The following is a 24,046-nucleotide window of genomic DNA, read 5'->3' as shown; positions in this document are numbered from 1 at the left end:
CCCTGAAGGGGAACGGAGGTCAGCGAAATATGAGTGATTCAAGCTCCAATGGTGCGAGCACGGCTTCGTCCGTGTACCAAACCTACCAAAACAACACCTACCTGTTCGGTGGCAATGCTCCGTATGTCGAAGAGATGTACGAGAATTACCTGGCCAACCCCGGTAGCGTTCCCGACACCTGGCGCGATTACTTTGACGCGCTGCAAAACGTTCCCGCAGCCGACGGCACTACGTCCAAAGACGTAGCCCACATGCCTGTGATCAACGCCTTTGTTGATCTGGCCAAAAAAGGTGTCAAGCATGTGGTGATGGCCACGGGTGCCGATTCCGAGATGGGGCGCAAGCGCACCGCGGTGCAGCAGCTGATTGCCGCCTACCGCAACGTGGGCGCCCGTTGGGCTGATCTTGATCCGCTCAAGCGCACCGAGCGCGACAAAATCCCGGAGCTGGAGCCTACGTTCTACGGCTTCAACGACGCAGACCAGGAAACGGTCTTCAACATCAGTAACACCTTCTTCGGCAAAGAATCCATGAGCTTGCGCGAGCTCATGAACGCGTTGCGCGAAACCTACTGCGGCACCATTGGCGTGGAGTACATGTACACCACCGACCAGAACCAGAAACGCTGGTGGCAGCAAAAGCTGGAAGCCAGCCGCAGCAAGCCCCAGTTCAATGCCGAAAAGAAAAAGCACATTCTGGAGCGCCTGACCGCGGCCGAAGGCCTAGAGCGCTTTCTCCACACCAAATATGTAGGCCAGAAGCGTTTCTCCCTCGAAGGGGGGGAGAGCTTCATTGCCGCCATGGACGAGCTGATCCAGCAAGCCGGCGCCAAGGGTGTGCAGGAAATCGTGATCGGCATGGCCCACCGTGGCCGCCTGAACGTGCTGGTGAACACCCTGGGCAAGATGCCTGCAGACCTGTTTGCCGAATTCGACCACACTGCGCCCGAAGAGCTGCCATCCGGTGACGTGAAGTACCACCAGGGCTTCAGCTCCGACGTGTCCACCCCCGGCGGCCCGGTGCACCTCTCGTTGGCCTTCAACCCGTCGCACCTGGAAATTGTGAACCCCGTGGTGGAGGGCTCCGTGCGCGCCCGTATGGACCGCCGGGGTGACCCCCGAGGCATGCAAGTGCTGCCCGTGCTGGTGCATGGTGATGCCGCATTTGGCGGCCAGGGCGTGAACCAGGAAACCCTGGCGCTGGCCCAGACCCGTGGTTACACCACTGGTGGCACGGTCCACCTGATCATCAACAACCAGATCGGTTTCACCACCTCGGACCCACGCGATATGCGCTCCAGCGCTTTCTGCACGGATATCGTGAAGATGGTGGAATCTCCGGTGTTGCACGTGAATGGGGATGATCCTGAAGCCGTGGTGTTGGCCACTCAGTTGGCGCTGGAATTCCGTATGGAGTTCGGCCAAGACGTGGTGTTGGATATCACTTGCTTCCGCAAGCTCGGCCACAACGAGCAAGACACACCGTCGCTGACCCAGCCCCTGATGTACAAAAAGGTCGGCACCCATCCGGGTACCCGCAAGCTGTACGCCGACAAGCTGGCCGCCCAAGGTTTGGGTGCGGAGTTGGGCGATGCCATGGTCAAGGAATACCGCGCCGCCATGGACGCTGGCAAGCACACGGTGGACCCGGTGCTCACCAACTTCAAGAGCAAGTACTCGGTGGATTGGTCTCCTTTCCTGGGCAAAAAGTGGACCGATGCGGGTGACACCGCCATTCCCCTGACCGAGTGGAAACGCCTGTCTGAAAAGTTGACCACCATCCCCGCCGGTGTGACACCGCACCAGTTGGTGAAGAAGGTCTACGACGACCGCGCAGCCATGGGCCGCGGTGAAGTCAATGTGGACTGGGGCATGGGCGAGCACATGGCATTTGCTTCCCTGGTAGCCAGTGGTTACCCCGTGCGTTTGTCGGGCGAAGACAGCGGACGCGGCACCTTCACCCACCGCCACGCTGTGATTCACGACCAGAACCGCGAGAAGTGGGATGCGGGCACCTACGTGCCCCTGCAAAACGTGGCCGACAATCAGGCACCGTTTGTCGTGATCGACTCCATCCTGTCCGAAGAAGCGGTGTTGGGCTTTGAATACGGCTACGCTTCCAATGACCCCAACACCCTGGTGATCTGGGAAGCCCAGTTCGGCGACTTTGCCAACGGCGCCCAGGTGGTGATCGACCAGTTCATCGCCTCCGGCGAAGTGAAGTGGGGCCGTGTCAACGGCATCACGCTGATGTTGCCGCACGGCTACGAAGGCCAAGGCCCCGAGCACAGCTCGGCACGCCTGGAACGCTTCATGCAGTTGGCGGCTGACACCAATATGCAGATCGTGCAGCCCACCACGGCCAGCCAGATCTTCCATGTGCTACGTCGCCAAATGGTGCGCAACCTGCGCAAGCCCTTGATCATCATGACGCCCAAGAGCTTGCTGCGGAACAAGGATGCGACTTCGCCGCTGACCGAGTTCACCAAAGGTGCTTTCCAGACCGTGATCCCCGAGAGCAAAGAGCTCAAGGGCGACAAGATCAAGCGCGTGATCGCCTGCTCCGGCAAGGTGTATTACGACCTGGTGAAGAAGCGCGAAGAGAAGGGCTACGACGACGTGGCCATCATTCGCGTGGAGCAGCTGTATCCCTTCCCGCACAAGGTGTTCGCGGCGGAGCTGAAGAAGTACCCCAACGCCACCGATGTGGTGTGGTGCCAGGACGAACCACAGAACCAGGGTGCCTGGTTCTTCGTGCAGCACTACATCCACGAAAACATGCTCGAAGGCCAGAAGCTGGGCTACTCCGGGCGCGCCGCGTCTGCGTCGCCTGCGGTGGGCTATTCCCACCTCCACCAAGAGCAACAAAAAGCGCTGGTGGAAGGCGCATTCGCCAAGCTCAAGGGCTTTGTGCTGACCAAGTAAGCCGTCAGCAGCCCCCTCACTCGAACACATACGGAAAGAATTGATATGGCAATCGTAGAAGTCAAAGTACCGCAGCTCTCTGAATCTGTGGCCGAAGCCACCATGCTGGCATGGAAGAAAAAAGTGGGTGACGCCGTCACCGCGGATGAAATCCTGATCGACATCGAAACCGACAAGGTGGTGCTGGAAGTACCTGCACCGTCCTCTGGCGTGATCGTCGAAATTTTGGTGGCCGATGGAGGCACCGTGGTGGCCGAACAGCTGATCGCCCGCATCGACACGGCCGCTGTGGCTGGCGCCGCGGCTCCAACAGCAGCTGCCCCAGTGCCGGCTTCTCCAACTGCTGCACCTGCAGCTGTTGCCGCACCTGCCAGCAACTCCAAGGCTGGTGTGGCCATGCCTGCGGCGGCCAAGCTGTTGGCTGACAACGGCATCGCTGCGTCCAGCGTGGACGGTACGGGCAAAGACGGCCGCATCACCAAGGGTGATGTGCTTTCCGCCGTGGCTGCTCCTAAAGTTGTAGCTGCTGCCGCAATCCCCACGGGGGTCCGCACCGCTTCTTTGCCTCAAGTGGCATCTCCCAGCGTGAACCTGGGCGACCGCCCTGAGCAGCGTGTGCCCATGAGCCGTCTGCGCGCCCGCGTGGCCGAACGCCTGTTGCAATCGCAAAGCAGCAACGCCATCCTGACCACCTTCAACGAAATCAACATGGCCCCGGTCATGGAAATGCGCAAGCGCATGCAAGAGCGCTTTGAGAAGGAGCACGGCGTCAAGCTGGGCTTCATGAGCTTCTTCGTCAAGGCAGCAGTGCACGCCCTGAAGAAATTCCCCGTGCTGAATGCGTCGGTGGATGGCAACGACATCGTCTACCACGGCTACTTTGACATCGGTATTGCCGTGGGCTCACCCCGCGGTCTGGTGGTGCCTATTCTGCGCAACGCCGATCAGATGAGCTTTGCCGACATCGAGAAGAAGATTTCTGAGTACGGTCAGAAGGCCAAAGACGGCAAGTTGGGCATTGAAGAAATGACCGGCGGTACCTTCTCCATCTCCAATGGCGGTACCTTCGGCTCCATGATGTCGACCCCCATCATCAACCCGCCCCAGTCGGCCATTCTGGGCGTGCACGCCACCAAGGACCGCGCCATGGTGGAAAACGGCCAGGTGGTGGTACGACCCATGAACTACTTCGCCATGTCCTACGACCACCGCATCATCGACGGCCGCGAAGCGGTGCTGGGCCTGGTGGCCATGAAGGAAGCGCTGGAAGATCCCGCACGTCTGTTGTTCGACATCTAAGCACTGCGTGCATCAAGTTCATGGTGACCAAGAGTTATTTGGGCTTGATGCACCTTTTCTTGCTTCCAGATCTGGTCATTTAAACCATGCCGCATTTGACAATTGAAATCAGTGCCAATCTGGAGTCGCGTGTGGCTTCGGGTGACTTGCTGAGCGTTGCGCACCAGGCGCTATTGCTGTCTGGTGTCTTTGATGGACCGGACGTCAAGAGCCGTGTGGTGCCGCGCAATCAGTTTCGCATTGGTGCAAGTGGTGTTTCAGAAGGCTTTGTGCATGCCTCTCTGGAATTGTTGGCTGGTCGGACTGAGGTTGTCCGGCAGCAACTATCGCAGGCCGTGGTCGCTGCTTTGATGGCCGGCTTGCCGCGCGGAATGGGGTTTCCTGTGCAAATCAGCTGCGATGTCCGCGAGATGAGTCGCGAGTGCTACTCCAAAGCAATTTACATTGAATGAAGAGAAATTTATGAGCAAACAATTCGACGTGATCGTCATTGGCGGTGGCCCCGGTGGCTACATCGCCGCCATCCGCGCCGCCCAGCTGGGCTTCAACGTGGCCTGTATCGATGAGTGGAAGAACGACAAGGGCGGTCCGGCGCCCGGCGGTACTTGCACCAACGTGGGCTGCATTCCTTCCAAGGCCTTGCTGCAATCCTCTGAGCACTTCAACCACGCCAACCACCACTTTGCCGAGCATGGCATCACGGCGACCGGCGTGAGCATGGATGTCGCCAAGATGTTGGCCCGCAAGAACACGGTGGTGAAGCAGAACAACGACGGCATCCTGTACCTGTTCAAGAAGAACAAGATTGCCTTCTTCCACGGCCGTGGTTCGTTCCTCAAAGCCGCTGAAGGTGGCTACGAGATCAAGGTGGACGGAGCTGCCGAAGAAACCATCACCGGCAAACAAATCATCATCGCCACCGGCTCCAATGCCCGCGCCTTGCCCGGTACGCCGTTTGATGAAGTCAATGTGCTGTCCAACGACGGCGCGCTGAATATTGGTGCGGTGCCCAAAAAGCTGGGTCTGATCGGCTCTGGCGTGATTGGCCTGGAAATGGGCTCGGTGTGGAAGCGCCTGGGTGCGGACGTCACCATCCTGGAAGGCCTGCCCACCTTCCTGGGCGCTGTGGACGAAGGCGTTGCCAAGGAGGCTTTCAAGGCCTTCACCAAGCAGGGCCTGAAGATCGAGTTGGGGGTGAAGGTCGGGGAGATCAAGAATGGCAAGAAGGGCGTGTCCGTTGCCTACACCAATGCCAAGGGCGAAGCCCAGACGCTGGATGTGGACAAGCTCATTGTCTCCATCGGCCGCGTGCCCAACACCATCGGCTTGAACCCCGAAGCGGTTGGCCTGGCGCTGGACGAGCGCGGCGCGATTGTGGTGGATGCCGACTGCAAAACCAACCTGCCTGGCGTGTGGGCGGTGGGCGACGTGGTGCGCGGCCCCATGCTGGCGCACAAGGCGGAAGAAGAGGGCGTTGCGGTGGCCGAGCGGATTGCCGGCCAGCATGGTCACGTCAACTTCAACACTATTCCCTGGGTCATCTACACCAGCCCCGAGATCGCATGGGTGGGCCGCACCGAGCAACAGCTCAAGGCGGATGGCGTCGCCTACAAGGCGGGCCAGTTCCCCTTCCTGGCGAACGGCCGCGCACGCGCGCTGGGTGATACCACTGGCTTCGTCAAGTTTTTGGCCGATGCCAAGACTGATGAAATCCTGGGTGTGCACATCGTGGGTCCGCAGGCGTCGGAATTGATCTCCGAGGCCGTGGTGGCCATGGAGTTCAAGGCCAGTGCCGAGGACATCGCCCGCATTTGCCACGCCCACCCCTCCTTGAGTGAAGCCACCAAGGAAGCTGCGCTGGCGGTGGACAAGCGCACGCTGAACTTCTGATTTAGGAATGAAATAGGCTGCTAGCCCCCATAGATAGTGCGCTAGCAGCTATTATTTTCATAGTGAATCGGAGTTCTTCTTGAGCGTCAAAGCAACCTACGAGGCAGAGTTGGCTGCGCGCGGCTACACGGCTGACCCGGCCCAACTGCGTGCCGTCGAGGCCTTGGAGCGCTGCGCCACCGAGTGGGCGCTGTACAAGGAAAAGCGTTCCAACGCGCTCAAGAAGCTGATCAACCGCCCCGAGATTCCGCGTGGTGTCTACATGTATGGCGGCGTAGGGCGGGGTAAAAGCTTCCTGATGGATTGCTTTTTCAACGCAGTACCACTCAAGCGCAAGACGCGCCTGCATTTCCACGAGTTCATGCGCGAGGTGCATCGCGAGCTGATCGACTTGCAAGGCACGGTGAACCCGCTGGACGAGCTGGGCAAGCGCATGGCCAAGCGCTACCGGCTTATCTGCTTTGACGAGTTCCACGTGGCGGATATCACCGACGCGATGATCCTGCACCGCCTGCTGACAGCACTGTTTGACAATGGCGTGGGCTTTGTCACGACCTCCAATTTCAAGCCCGACGACCTGTACCCCGGGGGCCTGCACCGCGACCGCATCCTGCCTGCCATCGCCTTGCTGAATGCCAAGCTGGAAGTGCTGAGTGTGGACAACGGCACCGACTATCGGCGCCGTACGCTGGAGAATGCCGAGCTGTACCACGTGCCCAATGGCCCCGAGGCGGACGCCGCTATGACGGCGACCTTCAACGCACTGGCTGAGCAGCACGATGAAGACCCGGTGCTGCACATCGAGTCACGTGAAATCCATGCCCGGCGAAAGGCCGGCGGCGTGGTGTGGTTCGACTTCAAAACTCTGTGTGGTGGTCCCCGCTCGCAAAACGACTATCTGGAAATCGCATCGCGCTTTCACACGGTATTTTTGAGCGATGTGCCGTACATGCCGGTGCGCATGGCCTCCGAGGCACGGCGCTTCACCTGGCTGGTCGACGTGCTATACGACCGGCGCGTCAAGCTCATCATGTCGGCCGCCGTGGCGCCCGAGGCGCTGTACACCGAAGGCCCCATGTCACACGAGTTTCCGCGCACGGTTTCTCGGCTGACGGAAATGCAGTCCAAGGAATTTTTACTGCTCGAACGCCGCGTAGTGGATACGGGGCTGACATGAAAACGGCAACCATCTTGCTGTCGCTGTGTGGGTTGGCATCTGGCATGGTGCTGGCCGAGGACGATATTGAAGCCCAGCGTCAGTCCATTGCCGCGGCACGTGCCCAGGCGCAGACCGAGTTTGCCGCGCAAGAGGCAATGTGCGCCAAGCGCTTTGCTGTCACCGCTTGTATGGAAGATGTGTCTGCGCGCCGCCGCGCCAGCAACAAAGCTCTGGCACGCCAAGAGGCGGTGTTGAACAATGCCGAGCGCACACAGCGTGCTGTCGAGCAGCGGCAGCGTCTGGACGACAAAGCGCGGGAACGCTTGGCCCGTGATGCTGAGACACAAGGCAATGAGGATGTGGAGCAGGACAAACTGCAGCAGCAGCGGGACAAGCAGGCCCAACACCAAGCGCAGGCCGGGCAGGTTAGCAACCGCTCAGCTGCAGCTCCCAAACCTAGCCTGGCTGCCAGTGCGCAGACGGCAAACCAACAGGCTTTTGCGGACAAACAAAAAGCGGCCCAAGAACGCAAGGCCGCCCGCGACAAGCGTTTGCGTGAAAGCACCAAAACCCACCAGTCCCTGCCCACGCCACCCTGATGGTGGCTTGAACCTAGCTCTGCAGGGTTTCGACCTTCACCACCACGAGGGAGAGGTTGTCTCCAGCACCGTGGCCACGTGAGCGGGCTTTTTCAATCAAAAATTCAGTGGCCTCGCGCGCTGACAGTGTGGACAGCACCGACCCCAGCTCCCCGTTGTTGAAGTAGTGCCACACGCCGTCGCTGCAGGCCATCAGCACATCACCTGCACGCAGTTTGGGGATGAAGTGAAAGTCCACAGGCGGGTCGCTGTCGGTGCCCAGGCAGCCCATCAAGATGTTGGACTGCGGGTGCACTGCCGCCTGCTCTTCGGTGATTTCACCGCGGTTCACCAGCGCCTGCACGTAGGAGTGGTCCATGGTGCGTTTCACAAAGCGGTTGCCGTGGTACTGGTACACGCGGGAGTCCCCAGTGTGGGCCCAGTGGCAGTCGCCGCCGGGGTTGATCAGAAAGGCGGCCAGTGTGCTGTGGGGTTCTTCTTCTGAGGAAATCGCCGTGAGCTTGATGACAATGTGCGCCTCCTGCACGATTTGCATCAGCGTAGCGGCAGCGTCATCGGTGTCGGGGTCGTAGCGCTCAAACAGCTGTTTGGCAGTCATCATCACCTGGTCGGAGGCCTTGCGCCCACCGCTGCGCCCGCCCATGCCGTCGGCCACGATGGCCAGCAGACAACCGTTGCTGCGGGCATGCTTGAACAAGGCAACCTGGTCTTGCTGGTATTCGCGGTCACCCTTGTGAATGCCGGTGGAGGCGGTAAGACGATATCCAGTGGCCATGGTGGGTTCTATCCAGCAATGCTTTTCCGAGAATGAAGACTCTGGCCGTATTATCGAGCGGAGTCGCCAGCCACCGGCGCCATTTAACCACGTACTTATCCCCATTTACCATTGGAAACCAATCTCCACTCCCCGCAGCGCCGCCTCATTGAGCTGCGCATCGAACATGGCGATTTGGATGCCTTGATTGACATTGCGCTGCTGGATGCCCCAAAAGATGAGCTGATGATGCGCCGCTTGAAGAAAAGGCGTTTGGCGTTGCGTGACGAGATCAGCCGTTTGCAGGACGCGTTGCAGCCTGACGAGCCGGCCTGAGGCATGGGCCTGTCTGATGCGGTGGTCGAGGCGTTTGCGGTAGATGGTTCCATCGCCCGCGCGGTGCACGAGTTTTCCCCGCGTGCTGGCCAACTGGAAATGGCCCAAGCTGTAGCCCAGACGTTGGAGTCGGGCGGGGTGCTTGTGGTGGAGGCCGGCACAGGTATTGGCAAGACCTACGCGTACCTCGCTCCCGCTCTCCTCAGCGGTTCGCGCGTGCTAGTGTCCACCGCGACCAAGGCGCTGCAAGACCAGCTTTTCGGCCGGGACATCCCCAAGCTGTTGGCGGCCCTTGGCGTCGGGGCCCGGGTGGCGCTGCTCAAGGGCCGCGCCAGCTACCTGTGTTTGCAGCGGTTGGGTGTGGCGCGCTACGGCAGCACCTTGCAAACGCCCGATGACTTGCGTGCCATCGCTGCGGTTGAGTTTTGGGCCCTAGGCACCCGCACGGGGGACCTGGCCGAGCTGGCCTCGGTGGATGAACAGTCGCCCGTGATTCCGCTGGTCACATCCACCCGTGAAAACTGCCAGGGTGGACGTTGTCCGCAATACCAGGGTTGCCATGTGTACCAGGCGCGGCGTGAGGCGATGGCCGCCGACATGGTGGTCATCAATCACCATTTGTTTTTTGCCGACTGGAACGTCAAGGAATCGGGCGTCGCAGAGTTGTTGCCTTCTGTCGACGCGGTCATCTTTGACGAAGCCCATCAACTCAATGAAATCGGTGTCCAGTTTTTGGGCCAACAGCTCACCACGGGGCAACTGCTGTCGCTGGGGCGCGATGTGGTGGTGTTGGGCAGCCAGCATGCCCGCGGACTGGCCGACTGGCAGGGGCTGGTGGGGTATTTGGAGCACACTTTGGCTGAGTGGCAGCTGCTGTGCGGCGGTCGGGCTGACTTACCCACCCGCTTGCGTTGGGTGGGAGATACCCCAGCTGGAATCGAGCCCCAGGTCTGGTCGCAGGCCATGGCACGGGTTGCCGCCGTGTTGAGGCGCGTATTGCAAGCGCTGGATCTCGTTGCGGAAATGTCACCCGACTTGGGCGCTTTGCGCGAGCGCACACAGGTGTTGCTTACGCGGTTGGATGATTTTGCGGTTCCGCCTCGGGCCGGTAATGTGCGCTGGCTGGAAGCAGGGTTGCGGCTGCGCCTGGTTGAGTCTCCCCTACAAATTGCCGATGCGCTCCGCTCCAAAGTCGTGGGTGATGGGAGCATGGTGGAAGGCGGCAAGTCTTGGGTCTTTACGTCCGCCACCTTGGGCCATGAGGTCGGGCTGCAGTGGTTTTTGGCATCTACGGGCTTGGAGGGGGCCCAAGTGTTGCAAGTGGCCAGCCCCTTCAACTATCTGGAGCAGGCCGCACTGTATGTGCCAAAGGGGTTTCCCAAACCGTCGGAACCCCAGCACAGCGATCAGGTGGCCGATTTGGTGGCGCAGGCGGCCGTCATATTGGGCGGGCGGACCCTGGTGCTCACCACTACCTTGCGTGCCATGCGCCGCATTGGTCAGCGCTTGCGGGAGCGATTGGCTGCCTCTAGTCCGATGCAGGTGCTGGTGCAGGGCGACAGCTCCAAACGTGAGTTGATTGACCGCTTTGCCAGCGCGTCTGATGCGGCTGGGTGTGTGCTCGTAGCGTCCGCTTCCTTTTGGGAAGGTGTGGACGTACCGGGCGCGGCACTGCAACTGGTGGTGATAGACAAAATCCCTTTTGCACCGCCCGACGATCCCTTGGTCGAGGCACGTTGTCAGGCATTGGAAGAGGAGGGTAAGAGCGCCTTTGCCCACTACCAGCTACCCCAGGCTGCCGTGGCCTTAAAGCAGGGAGTGGGGCGTTTGATCCGCCGTGAAACGGATCGTGGTGTACTGGTGTTGTGCGATGTGCGGCTCAGCCAGATGGGGTATGGCCGCAAGTTGCTCGCAAGCCTGCCACCCATGCGCAGGCTTGATTCTGCAGAGGCCTTTCAGCAGGCCCTGCACGACCTCACCAAATCTTCCACCACGGATCCGTATTAGGCTTGCCGCCCTTGAGCAGGTAGTCTGACTGAGGGAATGTTTTTTCCATGACCCGTTTGGTGTCGTCGCGCAGCTGCTCCATGCCCAATGCGTCGTACGATTTGTAGAGAATGAACAAGGCTTCTTCCACTGCGGGCACGTCGCGGTAGTCTGTTACGGCGATTTGCGCGCGGTTGATGGCGGCCAAATAGGCCCCGCGTTTGTAGTAGTAACGTGCTACATACACCTCGTACTGTGCGAGCGAGCCGACGATGTAGTTCATGCGCTGGCGTGCGTCCGGGGTGTACTTGGAGTCGGGGAACCGGGTCACCAGTTCCTTGAACGCTTCGTACGATTCTTTGGCGGCCTTCTGATCGCGCTCGGCCAAATCCTGGCGGGTAATGGAAGACAGTACGCCGAGATCGTCATTGAAATTGATGATCCCTTTGAGATAGATGGCGTAGTCCAGTGCTGGGCTAGCGGGGTTGAGCTTGATGAAACGGTCCAGCGTGGCCAGGGCTTGCGCGGGTTCGGCAGATTTGTAGTATGCGTAAGCCTTGTCCACCTGCGCTTGCTGCGCCAGCGGGGTGCCGGCGGCACGGGCTTCGAGCTTCTCGAGCAGAGGTATGGCTTTGTCCCACTGCGAAGAGTTCATTTCGTCTTTGGCCTCTGCGTACAGGCGGTTGGGACTCATGCCCGCAGTTTTGTCCACCGGTGTGCTGGAGCAGCCCACCAACAGCAATGTGAAGGCCGTCAACAGCGGGGCACAAACGACCGATAATTTCACACGTAGCATCTTGGGGACCTTCTTGAATCAGACCGCCGGAATTATATCGACGCCCTCTCTGGAACCGGACTTGGATGAGGTGGCGGAGCCGGTTGCAGAATCCGAGATACGCAGTGTGGTGATCGACACCCCCCAACATGGGGAGCGATTGGACCGCGCGCTGGCCTTGGCGGCCAATGAATTTTCTCGCAGCTATTTGCAGCAGCTCATCGAAGATGGCTCGGTGCGCCTCAATGCCCAGACGGTGCGCAAGACCTCACAGCGCGTCAAGGCCGGTGACATGGTCGAGGTGGAGCTGCGGCCCACGCCCCAAAGCCAGGCTTTTCGGCCTGAGGCCATGGCGCTGGATGTGGTCTTTGAAGATGCGCATTTGCTGGTCATCAACAAGCCAGCGGGCCTGGTGGTTCATCCTGCACCGGGCAATTGGAGCGGAACCCTGCTCAATGGGCTGCTGGCCCGAGACCCTGCTTACGCCTCGGTACCACGGGCTGGCATCGTGCACCGTTTGGACAAGGACACCAGTGGCCTGATGGTGGTGGCCCGCACGCGCGTGGCCATGGATGCACTGGTCAAGGCGATTGCTGCAAGGGAGGTGAGCCGCCAGTATGTGGCCTTGGCGCATCGTGCTTGGGTGGGTGCCACGCGGCAAACGGTGGACAAGCCTATTGGCCGAGATCCCCGCAATCGCCTGCGTATGGCGGTGGTCGACCTGGCCCAAACGTCTGGCAAAACGGCGAAAACAGACATCGTGTGGGTTGCCAACGGGGGCGAGGGCTGCTGGGTGCGCTGCATTCTCCATACGGGGAGAACCCATCAGATACGCGTACACATGGCGTCTCTAGGGCATCCATTGGTTGCCGATACTCTGTACGGCGGCAGCGCGACCGGCACAATGGCCCGGCAGGCCTTGCATGCCTACAAGCTGGCATTTGCACACCCGGTGTCCGGTGAGCCTTTGGCGTTTGAGTCCCAACCGCCCGCAGACTTTTTGCAAATGTTGGGTGACTGGGGGCTGCGATACAATGCGCTTGCAGGTCCGGGAGGACACTGAAAGCCCCGGTAAGTCGCTCCCGGGCTGGCACTGCGGCGAAGTACGCCGCTGAAGTTGCCCTTGACGGCCCCACCGCAGCCGCTCATTTGTGTTGGTGACATATTCGAAATACCCTGACTATGAACATGGTCGATGCAAAGCGGGTTCTGGAAACCGCATTGGTGTGCGCTCAACAACCTTTGCCGCTCAAAAGCATGCGAGAGTTGTTCGCGGATGCCATTGGCGTGGATTCGATCAAGCAGCTTTTGGAAGATCTGAAAAACGATTGGGCTGAGCGTGGTGTGGAGTTGGTGAGCGTGGCCACGGGATGGCGCTTCCAAAGTCGGCCTGAGATGCGCGAGTACTTGGACCGGCTGCATCCAGAAAAGCCACCGCGTTACACGCGGGCAACGTTGGAAACGTTGGCCATCATTGCCTACCGCCAACCGGTAACCCGGGGAGACATGGAAGACATACGTGGGGTCACCATCAGTTCTTTGTTGATCAAGCAACTGGAAGATCGCGGCTGGGTGGAGGTAATTGGGCATCGAGAGGCCGCGGGACGGCCGGCTTTGTTTGCGACCACGAAACAGTTTTTGGATGACTTGGGGTTGCAATCGCTGGACCAGCTCCCGCTGCTGGAAAGCCCCACTAGCCCAGGTGACACGTTGGACGTGTTGGCGGCGGCACTGGAAGAGCAGCCAGCAGTGACGCAAGCGGAGGCGACAGATTCTCATTCTGAGGCGTCGGGTGCGCAGATGAATATGCCTTTGGACACCTTGGGCTTGGAACAAACATGATTGGGTTAGCAGAATGAACGAAGAAACAAACAAACAAACCCTGAAATCTGACGACGCGGTGCCCACGCCAGCTGAGCAGGCTACAGTGCTGGTCACTTCTGCCACGTCCAATAGCGTTGCGCCTGCATCCGGACCTGCCAACCGCTTTGACGATGTGATTTCCGGCCAGTTCGATGCGGACGAAGCCATTGAAGACCTGACGGTGCCCAAGCGCGTGCTGGCTCCTCTGGCAGAGACGCCCAAATTGCACAAGGTACTGGCCCAGTCGGGCATGGGTTCTCGCCTGGAAATGGAGCAACTGATCCTGGAAGGGCGCATCTCCGTCAACAACGAGCCCGCACACATTGGCCAGCGCATTCAGTTTGGTGACAACATCAAGGTCAATGGAAAGCCTATTCGCTTTCGCATTGACCCACCCCCCGCTCGCGTGATCGCGTACCACAAACCGGTGGGTGAGGTTGTGACCCATGACGACCCCCAAAACCGCCCCACGGTATTTCGCCGTCTGCCCAAGCTACACCAGGGCAAGTGGCAATCGGTAGGGCGTCTGGACTTGAATACCGAAGGCCTGCTGCTGTTCACCAGTTCCGGTGAGTTGGCCAATAACCTGATGCACCCCCGTTTTGGTTTGGAGCGCGAATATGCGGTGCGTGTGCTTGGCGCCTTGAACAAGGAAGAAAAGCAGGCTCTGCTAAATGGCGTGCAGTTGGACGATGGTTTGGCCCAGTTTGGCTCCATTGAAGATGGTGGTGGTGAAGGTTCGAATTGCTGGTACCGCGTCACGATTTCTGAAGGTCGGAACCGGGAAGTGCGCCGTATGCTCGAAGCAGTTGGGCACGCCGTGAGCCGTTTGATCCGCATCCGCTATGGCGCCATGGTGTTGCCGCGCGGTCTCAAGCGTGGCGCATGGATGGAACTGGACGATGCAGATATCCGCTCTCTGGTGCAAGCCGCCGGAGGAGGGCGGGCTCCGCGTGAAGAGGGTGTAACCCGCGAGCCATCGAATCGTGGCGGCAGCGCCAATGGCGGAGCCCGCCCGCCCAAGCAGCGTGGGCGCAATACTCCGGGCCGCGGCCCAGCCTTTCCAAAGCCTGGCAACCCTGTTGCGGGTAAAAATGCGGGTCGCAGTGGCATGCGCCAGGACAAACCCGCCGATCGCCAAGGCGCCTCATCCCAACCGGATCCAATGAAGACCGCGTTTGGCTACATCGGTGCCGATAGCTTTTCTCGGCAGCGCCAGGATGCCGGTCGCCCCAAAGGCGGTGGCAATCAGCGTCGTGGTGGGCGAAATCGTTAAACAGCAATGGTAAAATCGCAGGCTTTGCTCTGTTCGGGCAAATGTTGTAGCAAGAAACTTTAGGAACTCATATGGCAATCGAACGTACTCTCTCCATCATCAAGCCCGACGCAGTTGCGAAGAACGTGATCGGTCAAATTTATGCACGCTTTGAAGCAGCTGGCCTGAAGGTTGTGGCTGCTCGCATGGCGCACCTGTCGCGCGGAGAAGCTGAAGCGTTTTACGCTGTGCACAAGGCACGTCCCTTCTTCAAGGACCTGGTGGACTTCATGATCTCCGGCCCCGTGATGATTCAAGCCCTGGAAGGCGAAAACGCGATTCTGAAGAACCGTGACCTGATGGGCGCGACCGACCCCAAGAAAGCAGCTGCTGGAACAATCCGTGCTGACTTCGCGGACAGCATTGACGCCAATGCCGTGCACGGTTCCGACGCCGCAGAAACCGCCGCTGTTGAAGTGTCGTTCTTCTTCCCCGGCATGAACGTTTACTCTCGCTAAGTTATGCAATGACGGCCAACCTGCTCGAATTTGATCTCGAGGGCTTGGCCGCCTTTTGTGAGCGGCTCGGGGAAAAGCGTTTCCGGGCCACCCAGCTGTTCCGTTGGATTCACCAAAGAGGGGCGGCTGATTTCGACACCATGAGTGACTTGGCCAAGTCGCTCCGGGAAAAGCTCAAGACCTGCGCCGAAATGCGGGCCTTGCCCGTGATCACGCAGCACATGTCCGCTGACGGCACAATCAAGTGGTTGTTCGACGTAGGGCAGGGCGATGCCGTTGAAGCGGTCTTCATTCCCGAGGATGACCGAGGCACTTTGTGCATTTCATCCCAGGCCGGATGCGCCGTGGGATGCCGATTTTGTTCTACGGGCCATCAGGGTTTCAGTCGCAACCTCACAACAGCGGAGATCGTTGCGCAGCTGTGGTTCGCCGAGCATTTTCTGCGCAAGCATTTGGGTGTCACCCAGCGGGTCATTTCGAATGTCGTGATGATGGGCATGGGCGAGCCGCTACAGAACTTCTCTGCCCTGGTCCCTGCTTTGCGCACAATGCTCAGTGACCATGCTTATGGCCTGTCGCGCCGCCGCGTAACGGTGTCTACCTCGGGCGTGGTTCCGATGATGGACCGTTTAGGCGCGGAGTGCCCGGTGGCTTTGGCGGTGTCCCTGCATGCGCCCAACGACGCACTACGTGATAGCTTGGTTCCGCTGAACAAGAAGTACCCCATTGCAGAGTTGCTGGACGCTTGCAGGCGTTATTTGGCCTTCGCGCCGCGTGACTTCATTACTTTCGAATACTGCATGCTGGATGGCGTGAATGACACGCCTGAACATGCCCGTGAATTGATTGCCTTGGTGCAGCCCGGCAAGCCTCAAGCCTTGCCATGCAAGTTCAATTTAATTCCTTTTAATCCCTTTCCGGCCTCAGGGTTGACCCGATCTCCTAACGCACGCGTTCAGACATTTTCCAAGATCCTTAGCGACGCGGGCATCGTGACCACGGTGCGCAAGACCCGTGGAGACGACATTGATGCCGCATGCGGCCAGCTTGCTGGTGACGTTAAAGATAGAACGGATGTCGCTAAGCGAATTTCCAAGCAACGAACCGTTATGCTGCATCCTGTTTTGGAGATTGCCTCCGTCGAAACGAAAAGGGATTTGGATGCCTAAGCTTGCTGGTCTGGTTGGGAAGTGCATACGCGGATTGCTTTGGTCCGCGCTGGCTTTGCATGTGGTTTCTGGATTGGTGGGCTGTGCCGCGAACACCGCCGGTCCATCGGGCAATGCCGATCTCGTGACGGACTCGGACGAATCCGCGGCTCGTAAGCGTGCGCGTATTCGTCTGGAGCTTGCGGCGGGTTATTACAACAACGGGCAGACCAACATCGCTTTGGATGAGCTGAAGCAGTCCATCGCTGCCGATCCGAGTCTTTTCGAAGCGCACAACCTGCGTGGCTTGATCTACTTGCGGCTCAATGATATGGGCTTGGCTGAAGAAAGCTTTAAGCGGGCGCTGCAGATCAATCCTCAAGCGGGCACGGTGCAGCACAACTATGGCTGGTTGCTGTGCCAGCAGGGCCGTATGGCAGAGTCATACAAACAATTCGGCAATGCAATTGCAGACCCTACCTACACTGATCGTGCGAAATCGTGGATGGCACTGGGCGTTTGCCAGGCTAAAGCCGGGCAGCGCAGTGAGGCAGAGAACAGCTTGATCCGTTCGTATGAGCTGGATGCTGCGAGCCCTGTTACGGGCTACAACTTGGCACTGCTGCTGTTTCAGCGTGGGGAGTATGTGCGCGCGCAGTTTTATGTCCGTCGTATCAATAATGGTGATTACGCCAATGCCGAGTCGCTGTGGCTGGGCATCAAGATCGAGCGTCGCTTGGACAATCGCGAGGCTGTGTCGCAGTTGTCCGGGCAGTTGAAGAAACGTTTCCCTCAGTCCAAAGAGACAACCTTGCTGGAGCGCGGAGCATTCGATGAGTGATACACCTATGGCGGATGTTGCAGATGCGCAAGCGCCGACTGTTTCTCCTGTCTTGACCGCAGGTGCCATGCTGCGCGCTGCGAGAGAGTCTGCGGGTTTGCATGTCGCGGCCTTGGCCGTGTCAATGAAAGTGCCTGTCAAGAAGCTGGAGGCACTGGAGTCAGATCGCCTGGACCTCTTGCCAGATGCTGTCTTTGTGCGGGCCTTGGCCTCTAGCGTGTGTCGCAGCCTGAAGATTGACGCGGTTCCTGTGTTGGCTAAGTTGCCACAGAACGGTATCCCCCGTCTGGATACGGGGGAGCGGGGCATCAATGCGCCATTTCGGGCATCCGGAGATACCAGCGCTATATCGTTGCCGTCTTTTCTCAAGCGTCCCGCCGCGCTGGTGGTCGTGGCCTTGCTGGTGGCCGCCGTGGTGGTCGTGATGGTTCCTGAGTTTCAGATTGAGAAGGTAACGACTGCTGCGTCGGATGCCGTTGGTGCCGAACCGGTCAAAAACCCGCAAGCTGAGGCTATTGCACCTTCTGATATGACAGCTCCTGCAGTCGCAGTGAATGCGCCCGCTGTGCCTGTGGCGGCAGAAGCAGTGCAAACCGGTACTCCCGCGCAGACACCAGCCCCAACGGCTGCTACTGTGGTGTCGGCAGTTGTTGCACCCACCCCTGTGGCAGAGACGGTAGTCGTCTCACCGACAGACATGGTGGTATTTCGTGTGCGGGGGCCTTCGTGGGTAGAGGTTACCGATGCCAAGGGCAGCGTACAGGTGCGCAGAATGCTGGCCCAAGGGGAGGTGGTCAAGGCCACGGGCGTGAGTCCCTTGACGGTGGTGGTCGGTCGTGCCGACCTGACCGATGTAGAAGTGCGCGGCAAGGCCTTCAATGTAGCTGCCATTGCTCGCGACAACGTTGCTCGATTTGAGGTGAAGTAGTGGAAGCGAATTCTCCGATTGCGCTGGCAGTGCCTAGCCAGCGACGCTCCTTGCAGTCCGTAGTGACCTGGGGAAGCCGCGTTGTTACGGTGGGTGGTGGTGCACCGGTGCGCGTCCAGTCCATGACCAACACCGACACCGTGGATGCCATTGGTACAGCGATCCAGGTCAAAGAGTTGGCCAATGCGGGTTCGGAGCTGGTTCGTATTACCGTCAATACGCCGGAAGCAGCGCAAGCCGTGCCCTATATTCGCGAGCAGTTGGATCGCATGGGAATTGATGTCCCCCTGATTGGGGATTTTCACTTCAACGGACATCGCCTGCTTACGGATTTTCCAGAGTGTGCCCAGGCGCTGTCCAAATACCGTATCAACCCTGGCAACGTAGGTAAGGGTGATAAGCGGGACAAGCAATTTTCCCAAATGATCGAAGCCGCGGTCCGTTGGGATAAACCTATTCGTATTGGCGTCAACTGGGGCAGTCTTGACCAGGAGTTGCTGGCGTCCTTGATGGACGAGAACGCCGCCCGTGCAACTCCATGGGATGCCAAGCAGGTGATGTACGAGGCCTTGATCACGTCGGCATTGGAGTCTGCGCAGCGCGCGCAGGAGCTGGGCATGCGGCCCGAGCAGATCATGCTTTCGTGCAAGGTCAGTGGTGTGCAAGATCTGATTGCGGTCTACCGCGAGCTGGGACGCCGCTCGCGCTACGCTTTGCATTTGGGTTTGACTGAAGCAGGAATGGGAACAAAAGGCACCGTGGCCTCAGCTGCGGCACTGTCTGTGTTGCTGCAGGAGGGCATTGGCGACACTATTCGTGTTTCTCTGACGCCTGCGCCTGGCGAAGCCCGTACCCAGGAGGTCGTTATCGCCTCGGAAATCATCCAGGCTTTGGGGCTGCGCACGTTCGTTCCCAGTGTGACTGCCTGCCCTGGATGTGGCCGCACTACCAGCACGACGTTTCAAGAGTTGACCAAGCAGATTGATGATTTCCTGCGGGAGAAGATGCCAATCTGGCGTTCCGCCTACCCGGGCGTTGAACACTTGAAGGTGGCCGTCATGGGCTGCATTGTCAATGGACCTGGCGAGAGCAAGCATGCGGACATTGGCATCAGCCTGCCCGGTACGGGTGAAGCGCCATCTGCTCCTGTGTACATTGATGGCGAAAAACGCATGACTTTGCGCGGCGATGCGATTGCCACCGAATTTCAAGCGGTGGTTGAAGATTACATTCAGCGGCGTTTTGCGTCCGCAGAATCCAATTCCTGATTCAAAAACTTATGGTTGACAAGATCGTTCCACGCAAGGTGGAGAAACTCGTTGGTGTGAAGGGCATGAATGACATTCTGCCTCCGGATTCTGCGCGTTGGGAGGCGCTTGAGGCCACGGTGCGCGAATTGATGTCGCGTTACGCCTACCGCAATATTCGCACCCCTATCCTTGAGCAGACTGCGCTTTTTGTGCGTGGCATCGGCGAAGTCACTGACATCGTTGAGAAGGAAATGTATTCCTTTGAAGACCGCTCCGACAAGCACGGACAGGCTGAGCACCTGAGCATGCGTCCCGAAGGAACTGCGGCTGTGGTGCGTGCCGTGATCGAGAGTAACTTGCTCTACGATGGCGGCAAGCGTCTGTTTTACATGGGCCCAATGTTCCGCCGCGAAAAGCCGCAACGCGGGCGCTATCGCCAGTTCCACCAGGTAGGTGTCGAAGCTCTGGGCTTTGCCGGTCCGGACACCGATGCCGAGGTGATCTTGCTGGCCACTTCGCTATGGAAGGCTATCGGTCTGACCGACGTGCGGCTGGAACTCAATAGTTTGGGCCAACCCGCAGAGCGGGCACAACATCGGGCACAACTCATTGCATATTTTGAGAAACATGCCGACCTGCTGGACGAAGATGCTAGGCGTCGGCTGCACAGCAACCCGTTGCGCATCCTTGACACCAAGAACCCCGCCATGCAGGAGATGGTCGCGGCGGCACCGCGCTTGCTGGATTTTCTCGGCGCTGAGTCGCTGGCGCATTTTGAAGGTCTGAAGGCTATCCTCGATGCGAACGATGTCACTTACACCATCAACCCGCGCCTAGTGCGGGGCCTTGACTACTACAACTTGACGGTCTTTGAATTCGTTACTGACCGCTTGGGCTCTCAGGGCACGGTGTGTGCTGGTGGCCGCTACGACGATCTAATCGTCCAGATTGGCGGCAAGGCCGCGCCGGCCGTGGGCTGGGCCCTGGGCATTGAGCGCGTGCTCGAATTGCTGAAAGAACAGGGCACTGCCGTATCTACATGCGTGCCGGATGCGTATGCCATCATTTCCGAAGTTACTGACCTTCCGCAGGTCATGCGTCACCTGCAGGCGCTACGGTCGCTGGGAGTATCGGTGCAAATGCACACCGCCGGTCCCGAGGGCATGGCTAGTTTCAAATCGCAGTTCAAGCGTGCGGATACCTCTGGCGCCCGCTTCGCTTTGGTGTTTGGTGCCGATGAAATGCGCCAAGGCCAGGTGACCATCAAGCCCCTGCGTGATGCAACCCAAACACAAGTCATCCAGCCGCTTGACCAAATTGAACAATGGGCCAAAAGCCTACAATCCCCCGCTTAATTGAAGATTGATATGGCAAACCACTTAGACCTTGAAGAACAAGAGCAGCTTGACCAGCTCAAACATTTCTGGAAACAGTATGGCAACCTCATCACCGGTGTTTTGATACTGGTGTTGGGTGCTTTGGCCGCATGGAACGGTTATCAGTACTGGCAGCAAAAGCAGGCGACCCAAGCGGCCGCGATGTTTGATGAAGTTGAGAAGGTCGTGCGCAGTGGCGATGTAGCCCAAGCCGAGCGAGCTTTTGATGACATGAAGCAGCGCTTTGGTTCTGCAGTCTATACACCGCAGGCAGGTTTGCTGGTTGCCAAGATGGCGTATCTGTCGAGCAAGCCTGAAGTTGCACAGAACGTGCTGGGATGGGTGGCGGAGAGCAAGGCCGACGAGGGGTACGCCGCCATTGCGAAGTTGCGCTTGGCTGGCATGCGCCTGGAGGCCAAAGCTTATGACGAAGCGCTCAAACTGTTGGAGGGCACGTTCCCAGCCGAGTTTGCGTCGTTGGTGGCCGATCGCAGGGGCGATGTTCTGGCAGCCCAGGGTAAAAATACGGAGGCAATCGCCTTGTACCAAAAGGCCTATCTGGGCTTTGATGCCCAGTCTGAATACCGCCGCATGGTATTGGTCAAGTTGAATGCGTTGGGTGCCACCGCGGGTGACGCAACCTGATGTCACGGCCTGTCGTGACCCGCTGGATCGCCGTTCTATTGGGGGCACTGTTTATGGTGCTGTCCGGTTGCGCGGGGCCTTCCAAGCCTGTGCCCGCTGAGTTAGGGCCCAATGCCGCTTTGCTGGGCGTCAAGCCTGCTTGGGCTGCCAATATTGGCGCCATCAATGCACCTACAGAGTTACGGGTGGTTGGCAACACGCTGTTTCTTGCATCTTCCAGTGGTCGTGTGGTGGCGTTGAATGGTGAAACCGGGGCGCAGGTGTGGCAAGCAGAATTGGCCGCATCGGTGGTGACGGGCGTAGGCAGTGACGGTCACTACGCTGCCGTGGTGACAGACCAGGGTGAATTGATTGCTCTAGAAGCCGGGCAGATCATTTGGCGCCAACGTTTAGGGGCCGCAGCATTGACCACCCCTCTGGTCGCTGGCGAGCGTGTGTTTTCACTCTCTGCCGACCGCACTATTACCGCTTTTGATGCAGCTACTGGTCGCAAGCTGTGGCAGCAGCAGCGCGGTTCTGACGCATTGGTGCTTGGGCAAGCGGGGGTGCTGATACCGGTTGGCGACACCTTGGTGGTAGGCATTGGTGGTCGCTTGGTGGGCATGAACCCCCAATCAGGTAGCGTGCGCTGGGAGGCGCCTGTGGCTGTGAGCCGCGGAACCAACGAGGTTGAGCGGCTGGTGGATCTCTCTGCCGGTGTAAGCCGTGTGGGCAACAGCGTGTGTGTGCGGGCTTTTCAGTCCGTGGTCGGCTGCGTGGACGCCGCAACAGGCAAAGTGGCGTGGACCAAATCGGCGGTTGGCAGCACCGGCTTGGGCGGCGACGACAGTGTTCTGGTCGGCTCCGAGAACGATGGCAAAGTGCTGGCTTGGCGGCGTGCCGATGGCGAGCGCCTCTGGTCTTCTGACAGCTTGCGTTGGCGCGGTCTGACCGCGCCCGTGCTGCTGGGCCAAAGCATTGTGGTGGGGGATAGTTTGGGCTTGCTGCATTTCTTGGCACGCCAGGATGCGGCTCCTCTGAACCGCCTGAGCACCGATGGTTCGCCCATCATGGCCTCGCCCGCGCTGGTTGGAAAAACACTGATTGCCGTAACGCAAAAAGGCGGCGTTTTTGCGTACCGCCCTGAATAATTAAAAAAAGGGCACCTTCCATGAAACCTGTTATCGCGCTGGTCGGTCGTCCGAACGTCGGCAAATCCACGTTGTTCAATCGGCTTACCAAAACCCGGGACGCTATCGTGGCCGATTTTGCGGGGTTGACACGCGACCGCCATTACGGCAACGGCAAGCAGGGCAAGCACGAATACATCGTTATTGATACTGGGGGCTTCGAGCCGGATGCCAGTTCTGGCATCTACAAGGAAATGGCCAAGCAGACCCGCCAGGCAGTTGCTGAAGCGGATGTCGTGGTGTTTGTGGTGGACGCCAGAGGTGGGGTATCCGCCCAAGACTACGATATTGGCAAATACCTGCGTAAGCTAGGCAAGCCTTGTCTGGTAATTGCCAACAAGGCCGAAGGCATGAAGGATGGCGCACAGCTGTCCGAGTTCTTTGAGCTGGGTCTGGGCGAAGTGTTTCCGGTCTCCGCAGCCCATGGGCAAGGCATTCGTTCCTTGGTCGACATGGCGTTGGCGCTTCTGAATTGGACGGTGCCTGAGGATGCTGCGGAAGAGGCTGATCCCGCCGTTATCAAGCTCGCCGTAGCAGGGCGCCCCAATGTGGGCAAATCCACCCTGATCAACACCTGGCTGGGTGAAGAGCGTCTGGTGGCGTTTGACATGCCCGGCACTACGCGGGATGCGATTTCGGTGCCTTTTGAACGCAACGGGCAGCGCTTTGAATTGATTGACACGGCAGGTTTGCGCCGCAAAGGCAAGGTGTTTGAGGCGATTGAAAAATTCTCTGTCGTCAAAACTCTGCAAGCCATCGAGTCGGCGAGCGTGGTCTTGCTCTTGATCGATGCGATCCAAGGTGTGACGGATCAGGATGCGCACATTGCAGGCTACATCCTGGAGTCGGGTCGGGCCGTGGTGGTGGCGATCAACAAATGGGATGCGGTCGACGAATACCAGCGCGAGTTGGTCAAGCGCTCCATCGAAACCCGCTTGGGCTTTCTCAAGTTCGCTGCCTTGCACATGATTTCTGCCCACAAACGCCAGGGTCTGGGCCCAGTGTGGGATTCCATTGCACAAGCGCACCGTTCGGCCAATTGCAAAATGCCAACCCCAGTGTTGACCCGTTTGTTGCTGGAGGCCGTACAGTTCCAGACGCCCAAGAAAACAGGGGTTTACCGCCCGAAACTGCGTTATGCCCACCAGGGCGGTATGAATCCGCCGATCATCGTGGTGCATGGCAATTCGCTGGAGCATGTGACCGAGGCCTACAAACGTTTCCTGGAAGGGCGCTTCCGAAAGGAGTTCGATTTGGTGGGCACGCCCCTCAAAATCCAGATGAAATCCTCGGAGAACCCTTACGCGGACAAAGACTAGCGCCCATTAGGT

At 59.0% G+C, this 24,046-nt stretch carries 22 protein-coding genes; 20 read left to right on the top strand and 2 right to left on the bottom strand.

From position 1 onward, the window contains the following. Window positions 1–29 precede the first annotated feature (29 nt). The 6 genes from J2X15_RS03810 to J2X15_RS03785 all read left to right on the top strand — a co-directional run bounded on the left by J2X15_RS03810 (window position 30) and on the right by J2X15_RS03785 (window position 7,871). The gene (locus tag J2X15_RS03810) at window positions 30–2,924 is read left to right on the top strand and encodes a 2-oxoglutarate dehydrogenase E1 component (protein WP_310339594.1); all 2,895 of its coding nucleotides are present in this window, start codon (window positions 30–32) and stop codon (window positions 2,922–2,924) included. Window positions 2,925–2,969: 45 nt separating this feature from the next. Continuing rightward, window positions 2,970–4,223 (top strand): 2-oxoglutarate dehydrogenase complex dihydrolipoyllysine-residue succinyltransferase, encoded by a 1,254-nt coding sequence (gene odhB, locus J2X15_RS03805; protein WP_310339592.1) that lies wholly within the window; start codon window positions 2,970–2,972, stop codon window positions 4,221–4,223. A gap of 86 nt (window positions 4,224–4,309) precedes the next feature. Further along, window positions 4,310–4,675, top strand: coding sequence for a 5-carboxymethyl-2-hydroxymuconate Delta-isomerase (locus J2X15_RS03800; protein ID WP_310339590.1), 366 nt, complete (start codon window positions 4,310–4,312; stop codon window positions 4,673–4,675). A gap of 10 nt (window positions 4,676–4,685) precedes the next feature. Next, window positions 4,686–6,113, top strand: a complete 1,428-nt coding sequence (gene lpdA, locus J2X15_RS03795; RefSeq protein WP_310339588.1) for a dihydrolipoyl dehydrogenase — start codon at window positions 4,686–4,688, stop codon at window positions 6,111–6,113. A 79-nt stretch (window positions 6,114–6,192) separates the two neighbouring features. Next, complete coding sequence (gene zapE / locus J2X15_RS03790) at window positions 6,193–7,290, top strand: cell division protein ZapE (RefSeq protein ID WP_310339586.1); 1,098 nt, start codon at window positions 6,193–6,195, stop codon at window positions 7,288–7,290. Beyond that, window positions 7,287–7,871: a hypothetical protein gene (locus J2X15_RS03785; protein ID WP_310339585.1), complete on the top strand. Its 585-nt coding sequence runs from the start codon at window positions 7,287–7,289 to the stop codon at window positions 7,869–7,871. The genes zapE and J2X15_RS03785 overlap by 4 nt, the downstream gene beginning before the upstream one ends. 13 nt (window positions 7,872–7,884) lie before the next feature. Here the strand turns inward: J2X15_RS03785 and J2X15_RS03780 are convergent, their stop codons facing one another. Continuing rightward, window positions 7,885–8,646: a PP2C family protein-serine/threonine phosphatase gene (locus tag J2X15_RS03780; RefSeq protein WP_310339584.1), complete on the bottom strand. Its 762-nt coding sequence runs from the start codon at window positions 8,644–8,646 to the stop codon at window positions 7,885–7,887. A 111-nt stretch (window positions 8,647–8,757) separates the two neighbouring features. On the opposite strand from J2X15_RS03780, the gene J2X15_RS03775 reads away from it, so the two are divergent. Further along, complete coding sequence (locus J2X15_RS03775) at window positions 8,758–8,961, top strand: YdcH family protein (protein ID WP_310339583.1); 204 nt, start codon at window positions 8,758–8,760, stop codon at window positions 8,959–8,961. Window positions 8,962–8,964: 3 nt separating this feature from the next. Continuing rightward, window positions 8,965–10,968: a DNA repair helicase YoaA gene (locus J2X15_RS03770; protein ID WP_310339581.1), complete on the top strand. Its 2,004-nt coding sequence runs from the start codon at window positions 8,965–8,967 to the stop codon at window positions 10,966–10,968. Here the strand turns inward: J2X15_RS03770 and J2X15_RS03765 are convergent. Continuing rightward, window positions 10,937–11,743: an outer membrane protein assembly factor BamD gene (locus J2X15_RS03765; RefSeq protein ID WP_310339579.1), complete on the bottom strand. Its 807-nt coding sequence runs from the start codon at window positions 11,741–11,743 to the stop codon at window positions 10,937–10,939. The genes J2X15_RS03770 and J2X15_RS03765 overlap by 32 nt on opposite strands. On the opposite strand from J2X15_RS03765, the gene J2X15_RS03760 reads away from it, so the two are divergent. The 12 genes from J2X15_RS03760 (at window position 11,640) to der (ending at window position 24,034) form a co-directional block, all read left to right on the top strand. Then, entirely contained in the window at window positions 11,640–12,785 is a 1,146-nt protein-coding gene (locus J2X15_RS03760) for an RluA family pseudouridine synthase (protein WP_310339576.1), read from the top strand. The genes J2X15_RS03765 and J2X15_RS03760 overlap by 104 nt on opposite strands. Before the next feature lie 119 nt (window positions 12,786–12,904). Then, a complete protein-coding gene (gene scpB / locus J2X15_RS03755; protein WP_310339574.1) occupies window positions 12,905–13,564 on the top strand; it encodes an SMC-Scp complex subunit ScpB in 660 nt (219 codons plus the stop codon). A 13-nt stretch (window positions 13,565–13,577) separates the two neighbouring features. After that, the gene (locus tag J2X15_RS03750; RefSeq protein WP_310339572.1) at window positions 13,578–14,861 is read left to right on the top strand and encodes a pseudouridine synthase; all 1,284 of its coding nucleotides are present in this window, start codon (window positions 13,578–13,580) and stop codon (window positions 14,859–14,861) included. Between the two features lie 71 nt (window positions 14,862–14,932). After that, entirely contained in the window at window positions 14,933–15,358 is a 426-nt protein-coding gene (gene ndk / locus J2X15_RS03745) for a nucleoside-diphosphate kinase (RefSeq protein ID WP_310339571.1), read from the top strand. A gap of 8 nt (window positions 15,359–15,366) precedes the next feature. Beyond that, the gene (gene rlmN, locus J2X15_RS03740; protein WP_310339570.1) at window positions 15,367–16,527 is read left to right on the top strand and encodes a dual-specificity RNA methyltransferase RlmN; all 1,161 of its coding nucleotides are present in this window, start codon (window positions 15,367–15,369) and stop codon (window positions 16,525–16,527) included. Beyond that, window positions 16,520–17,347, top strand: coding sequence for a type IV pilus biogenesis/stability protein PilW (gene pilW / locus J2X15_RS03735; RefSeq protein ID WP_310339569.1), 828 nt, complete (start codon window positions 16,520–16,522; stop codon window positions 17,345–17,347). Before rlmN ends, pilW begins: the two co-directional genes overlap by 8 nt. Beyond that, window positions 17,340–18,275 (top strand): helix-turn-helix domain-containing protein, encoded by a 936-nt coding sequence (locus J2X15_RS03730; RefSeq protein WP_310339568.1) that lies wholly within the window; start codon window positions 17,340–17,342, stop codon window positions 18,273–18,275. Before pilW ends, J2X15_RS03730 begins: the two co-directional genes overlap by 8 nt. Then, window positions 18,275–19,543 (top strand): flavodoxin-dependent (E)-4-hydroxy-3-methylbut-2-enyl-diphosphate synthase, encoded by a 1,269-nt coding sequence (gene ispG, locus J2X15_RS03725; protein ID WP_310339566.1) that lies wholly within the window; start codon window positions 18,275–18,277, stop codon window positions 19,541–19,543. Before J2X15_RS03730 ends, ispG begins: the two co-directional genes overlap by 1 nt. Before the next feature lie 11 nt (window positions 19,544–19,554). After that, complete coding sequence (gene hisS, locus J2X15_RS03720) at window positions 19,555–20,880, top strand: histidine--tRNA ligase (protein ID WP_310339564.1); 1,326 nt, start codon at window positions 19,555–19,557, stop codon at window positions 20,878–20,880. A 12-nt stretch (window positions 20,881–20,892) separates the two neighbouring features. Beyond that, the gene (locus tag J2X15_RS03715) at window positions 20,893–21,546 is read left to right on the top strand and encodes a YfgM family protein (protein WP_310339709.1); all 654 of its coding nucleotides are present in this window, start codon (window positions 20,893–20,895) and stop codon (window positions 21,544–21,546) included. Further along, entirely contained in the window at window positions 21,546–22,676 is a 1,131-nt protein-coding gene (bamB, locus tag J2X15_RS03710) for an outer membrane protein assembly factor BamB (protein ID WP_310339562.1), read from the top strand. The genes J2X15_RS03715 and bamB overlap by 1 nt, the downstream gene beginning before the upstream one ends. 20 nt (window positions 22,677–22,696) lie before the next feature. Continuing rightward, entirely contained in the window at window positions 22,697–24,034 is a 1,338-nt protein-coding gene (gene der / locus J2X15_RS03705; RefSeq protein ID WP_310339560.1) for a ribosome biogenesis GTPase Der, read from the top strand. Window positions 24,035–24,046: the final 12 nt, after the last annotated feature.

The sequence above is a fragment of the Rhodoferax saidenbachensis genome (assembly GCF_031457975.1).
In the GTDB taxonomy this organism is placed as follows: domain Bacteria; phylum Pseudomonadota; class Gammaproteobacteria; order Burkholderiales; family Burkholderiaceae_C; genus Allorhodoferax; species Allorhodoferax saidenbachensis_A.
This window is presented reverse-complemented; position numbering and strand designations above follow the sequence as displayed.

Bases quoted from the DNA above. Each gene is read 5' to 3' on its own strand.
- J2X15_RS03810 (WP_310339594.1), top strand. From the start codon at position 30: ATGAGTGATTCAAGCTCCAATGGTGCGAGCACGGCTTCGTCCGTGTAC.
- odhB (WP_310339592.1), top strand. From the start codon at position 2,970: ATGGCAATCGTAGAAGTCAAAGTACCGCAGCTCTCTGAATCTGTGGCC.
- J2X15_RS03800 (WP_310339590.1), top strand. From the start codon at position 4,310: ATGCCGCATTTGACAATTGAAATCAGTGCCAATCTGGAGTCGCGTGTG.
- lpdA (WP_310339588.1), top strand. From the start codon at position 4,686: ATGAGCAAACAATTCGACGTGATCGTCATTGGCGGTGGCCCCGGTGGC.
- J2X15_RS03785 (WP_310339585.1), top strand. From the start codon at position 7,287: ATGAAAACGGCAACCATCTTGCTGTCGCTGTGTGGGTTGGCATCTGGC.
- J2X15_RS03780 (WP_310339584.1), bottom strand. From the start codon at position 8,646: ATGGCCACTGGATATCGTCTTACCGCCTCCACCGGCATTCACAAGGGT.
- J2X15_RS03770 (WP_310339581.1), top strand. From the start codon at position 8,965: ATGGGCCTGTCTGATGCGGTGGTCGAGGCGTTTGCGGTAGATGGTTCC.
- J2X15_RS03760 (WP_310339576.1), top strand. From the start codon at position 11,640: ATGCCCGCAGTTTTGTCCACCGGTGTGCTGGAGCAGCCCACCAACAGC.
- J2X15_RS03765 (WP_310339579.1), bottom strand. From the start codon at position 11,743: ATGCTACGTGTGAAATTATCGGTCGTTTGTGCCCCGCTGTTGACGGCC.
- scpB (WP_310339574.1), top strand. From the start codon at position 12,905: ATGAACATGGTCGATGCAAAGCGGGTTCTGGAAACCGCATTGGTGTGC.
- J2X15_RS03750 (WP_310339572.1), top strand. From the start codon at position 13,578: ATGAACGAAGAAACAAACAAACAAACCCTGAAATCTGACGACGCGGTG.
- ndk (WP_310339571.1), top strand. From the start codon at position 14,933: ATGGCAATCGAACGTACTCTCTCCATCATCAAGCCCGACGCAGTTGCG.
- rlmN (WP_310339570.1), top strand. From the start codon at position 15,367: ATGACGGCCAACCTGCTCGAATTTGATCTCGAGGGCTTGGCCGCCTTT.
- pilW (WP_310339569.1), top strand. From the start codon at position 16,520: ATGCCTAAGCTTGCTGGTCTGGTTGGGAAGTGCATACGCGGATTGCTT.
- J2X15_RS03730 (WP_310339568.1), top strand. From the start codon at position 17,340: ATGAGTGATACACCTATGGCGGATGTTGCAGATGCGCAAGCGCCGACT.
- hisS (WP_310339564.1), top strand. From the start codon at position 19,555: ATGGTTGACAAGATCGTTCCACGCAAGGTGGAGAAACTCGTTGGTGTG.
- J2X15_RS03715 (WP_310339709.1), top strand. From the start codon at position 20,893: ATGGCAAACCACTTAGACCTTGAAGAACAAGAGCAGCTTGACCAGCTC.
- bamB (WP_310339562.1), top strand. From the start codon at position 21,546: ATGTCACGGCCTGTCGTGACCCGCTGGATCGCCGTTCTATTGGGGGCA.
- der (WP_310339560.1), top strand. From the start codon at position 22,697: ATGAAACCTGTTATCGCGCTGGTCGGTCGTCCGAACGTCGGCAAATCC.